A 3,310-nucleotide genomic window follows, 5' to 3' on the forward strand; every position below is an offset into this window, starting at 1 on the left:
GGTGCGCGTCACCGACGCTGGTGTCATGCCGAGCTGGCGAGCCGCGCCGGCGAAACTGCCTCGTTCGGCGACGGCCAGGAATACGCGCAGAGATTCAAGTTCACCCATTCTGAGATTATTACGATATGAGCAACAATCAATGCAAGATTATGCCTATTCCGGGGGCCAAAGAGGGAGGCTATCTGTTTGCTCGACGAAGACAACCAAGAGCGAGGACACCACCATGCTTACCCAGATCAAAGGACTGCATCACGTCACTTCGATGGCTGCCGATGCACAGGAAAACAATGACTTCTTCACCAAGACACTGGGCCTGCGCCGGGTCAAGAAAACCGTCAATTTCGACGCGCCCGACGTCTATCACCTCTATTACGGCGACGAGGTCGGATCCGCGGGCACGGTCATGACCTATTTCCCGTTCCCGCATATCGCCAAAGGCAATCGCGGCGCCGGTGAGGTCTCCGAGACCGTGTTTTCGGTGCCGAAGGAAACGCTTGGCTACTGGAAGGAACGTTTTGCCGGCAAGGGCGTGCTCGGACTGCAAGAGGACGAAGCTTTCGGTGAGAAGCGCCTGCGCTTCCTCGGCCCCGACGGCGACGGATTTGCCCTGACTGAAGTCGATGGCGACAAGCGTCAGCCCTTCGCTGGCGGAACGGTGCCGACCGACGAGGGTGTCCACGGATTTCACGGGGTGACCATGCGGCTGCGTGACGGCGGCGCGACGGGCGAGCTCCTGAAATATATGGGCTACGAGGAAGCCGATCGGCGGGGAGCGCTGACCCGTTACGCCATCAAGGGCGGCAATGGCGCGGACTTCGTCGATATCGAAGTGTTGCCCGGCGCGCCGGCGGCGCGCCAGGGTGCCGGCTCGGTGCATCACGTCGCCTTCGCGGTCGAGGACAGGGCGGCCCAGGCCGAGGTGCGCAAGGCACTCATGGACACCGGTTATCACGTCACCCCGGTCATCGACCGCGACTATTTCTGGGCCATCTATTTCCGCACGCCGGGAGGTGTCCTGTTCGAGGTGGCGACGCATGAACCCGGATTCAATCGCGACGAGGACACCGCCCATCTCGGCGAGGCGCTGAAGTTGCCGCTTCAGCACGCCAACCTGCGCGACCGGATCGAAGAGATCCTCCCACCCATCGTCGACTGACATCGGAAATCCCGCCGCCGGCTCCGGCCGGCGGCCTTCGGTGAAATAGGAGAACATCATGTCTCGTGACGCTTACCACCATTTCGCAAAGCAGCCCGAAATCGGAGCTCCGCTTGTCTTCGCGTTCCACGGAACCGGCGGCGACGAACATCAGTTCACCGGCCTGATAGGGCAGATATTGCCCGGAGCCGGCATCGTCTCGCCGAGAGGCGACGTGTCCGAGCACGGCGCAAACCGCTTTTTCCGCCGCAAGGCGGAAGGTGTCTACGACATGGCGGACCTTGCGACCCGTACCAGGAAGATGACGGATTTCATCCGCGCGCACCGGGAAGCGAATGAAAGCGCAACGGTCTTCGGACTCGGCTACTCCAACGGCGCGAACATTCTCGCTTCGGTGATCTTCGATGCACCAGAGCTCTTCGACCGGGTAGTGCTGATGCACCCGTTGATCCCCTGGTCGCCGCGACCCAATCCGGGTCTTCGATCGCTTGAGGTTCTGATCACCGCCGGCAGGCGCGATCCGATCTGCCCGCTGCCCTTGACAGAGGCGTTGGCCGGCTATCTCGAAGGCCAGGGCGCAAAGGTCGATTTGAAATTGCACGATGGCGGGCATGAGGTCAGGCAGCAGGAGATCGATGCCGTCGCCACCTTCCTGACCCGCGGCCCATAAGGCGCTTTGCGCGACCGGTTCCTCAATATCCCCCGGTCGCTGCCACCCCAAGGATAATCGAGAACGCGAGTGTCCACTTCGATTGGGGCCAGAAATTTGAGGCCGGGCAGGCAAGAGGCTCAATGCGGCAAGACAGGTCTGGATCCCGCCTGCCGCCCGAAGACGACGCCGAATTTTCTCGTCCCGGCTATCGACGCTTCAGGTCACTGATCTTAAGCAAATCCCTCGATGCGCCGACGAGGTCGCCTTCATGCAGATAAACCCCACAGACAGGATGCCGACATGAGCAGCCATCAGCCAAGCGGCATCCATCACGTCACCCTGATCACCCGCAATGTGCAGGCGAATGTCGATTTCTATGTCGGTTTCCTTGGCTTGCGGCTGGTCAAGCGCACAGGCGGTTATGAGGATGCCGAACAGCTCCATCTTTTCTATGGTGATGGGCTTGGATCTCCAGGTTCACTCGTCACCTTCCTTGTCTGGGAAGACGGCGCGCCGGGGCGTGTTGGCAATGGCCAGGTTTTTGAAATAGCCTTTGCGGTTCCTCCGGCCAGCCTTGGCGAATGGATGACGCGCGCCTTGAAATATGGCGTTGCGGTTGACGGGCCGATGCACGAATTCGGCGAAGCTGTCCTGAGACTGAAGGACCCGGATGGCATCATCGTGAAACTGGTCGCTTCCGATCTTTCCGCGATGCATTCGTGGGGCAAAGCCGAGATCGCCCCGCGTCGGTTGCGGGCCGTGACGATCCTGTCGGAGGTTCCGGAAGAGTCCGCCGCTTTCATCGAGAGGTTCGGCTATCGGCGTGGTCCCGTCCGGGGCAACATCACGCGTCTTCTGTCCGATACCGATGCCGTCGACATCCGTGACGGCTCTGGCTATGTTCCTGGCATTCCCGGCACCGGTACGGCCGACCATGTTGCATTCCGTGCCTCGGACACCGCGGCCATTGATGCGCTGCGGGAGCAATTGTCGCGGCTCAATTCGTCGCCCACCAATGTCCACGACCGGCGCTATTTCACGTCGCTCTATGTGCGCGAGCCCGCGGGCACTTTGCTGGAAGTGGCAACGGACGGGACGGGCTTCACCGTCGACGAAACAGCAGAGCAACTGGGGACAACCTTGATGCTGCCTCCGGCCGACAAGGACCGCGCCGATGATCTTCGGATCATGTTGCCGCAGTTCGCCTTGCCTGGAGAGGCGCGTTTGCCACGGCGCGACCTGCCATTCGTGCATCGCTTTCACACACCCGAAAATCCGGACGGCAGCACGATCATCCTGCTGCATGGCAGCGGCGGGACGGAGGCGGATCTGATGCCGCTGGCGCACCGGGTGGCGCCGCGCGCGACACTGCTCGGCGTGCGCGGACGCAGCCACGAAGAGGGAAGCGCGCGCTGGTTCCGCCGGATGACGGCCACCACCTTCGATCAGGCCGACATCCAAGCCGAGGCTGAGGCCTTCGCGGCCTTCGTGGAAGGCGCCAT

At 61.8% G+C, this 3,310-nt stretch carries 4 protein-coding genes; 3 read left to right on the top strand and 1 reads right to left on the bottom strand.

Annotated elements, in window-relative coordinates:
* Positions 1 to 108 (bottom strand): LysR family transcriptional regulator (locus tag FJ548_RS29630; protein WP_140779784.1); only part of this gene is annotated, 108 nt, incomplete at its 3' end.
* A gap of 115 nt (positions 109 to 223) precedes the next feature.
* Between FJ548_RS29630 and FJ548_RS29635 the strand changes: the two genes are divergently transcribed.
* The 3 genes from FJ548_RS29635 to FJ548_RS29645 form a co-directional block, all read left to right on the top strand.
* Positions 224 to 1,156, top strand: coding sequence for a ring-cleaving dioxygenase (locus FJ548_RS29635; RefSeq protein WP_140779786.1), 933 nt, complete (start codon positions 224 to 226; stop codon positions 1,154 to 1,156).
* Positions 1,157 to 1,214: 58 nt separating this feature from the next.
* Positions 1,215 to 1,826, top strand: a complete 612-nt coding sequence (locus tag FJ548_RS29640) for an alpha/beta hydrolase (protein ID WP_140779788.1) — start codon at positions 1,215 to 1,217, stop codon at positions 1,824 to 1,826.
* A 282-nt stretch (positions 1,827 to 2,108) separates the two neighbouring features.
* Positions 2,109 to 3,310: VOC family protein (locus FJ548_RS29645; protein ID WP_140779789.1), on the top strand; the 1,202-nt coding region annotated here is incomplete at its 3' end.

Source organism: Mesorhizobium sp. B2-4-17 (assembly GCF_006441275.1).
GTDB lineage: Bacteria > Pseudomonadota > Alphaproteobacteria > Rhizobiales > Rhizobiaceae > Mesorhizobium.

Bases quoted from the DNA above. Each gene is read 5' to 3' on its own strand.
- FJ548_RS29640 (WP_140779788.1), top strand. From the start codon at position 1,215: ATGTCTCGTGACGCTTACCACCATTTCGCAAAGCAGCCCGAAATCGGA.
- FJ548_RS29635 (WP_140779786.1), top strand. From the start codon at position 224: ATGCTTACCCAGATCAAAGGACTGCATCACGTCACTTCGATGGCTGCC.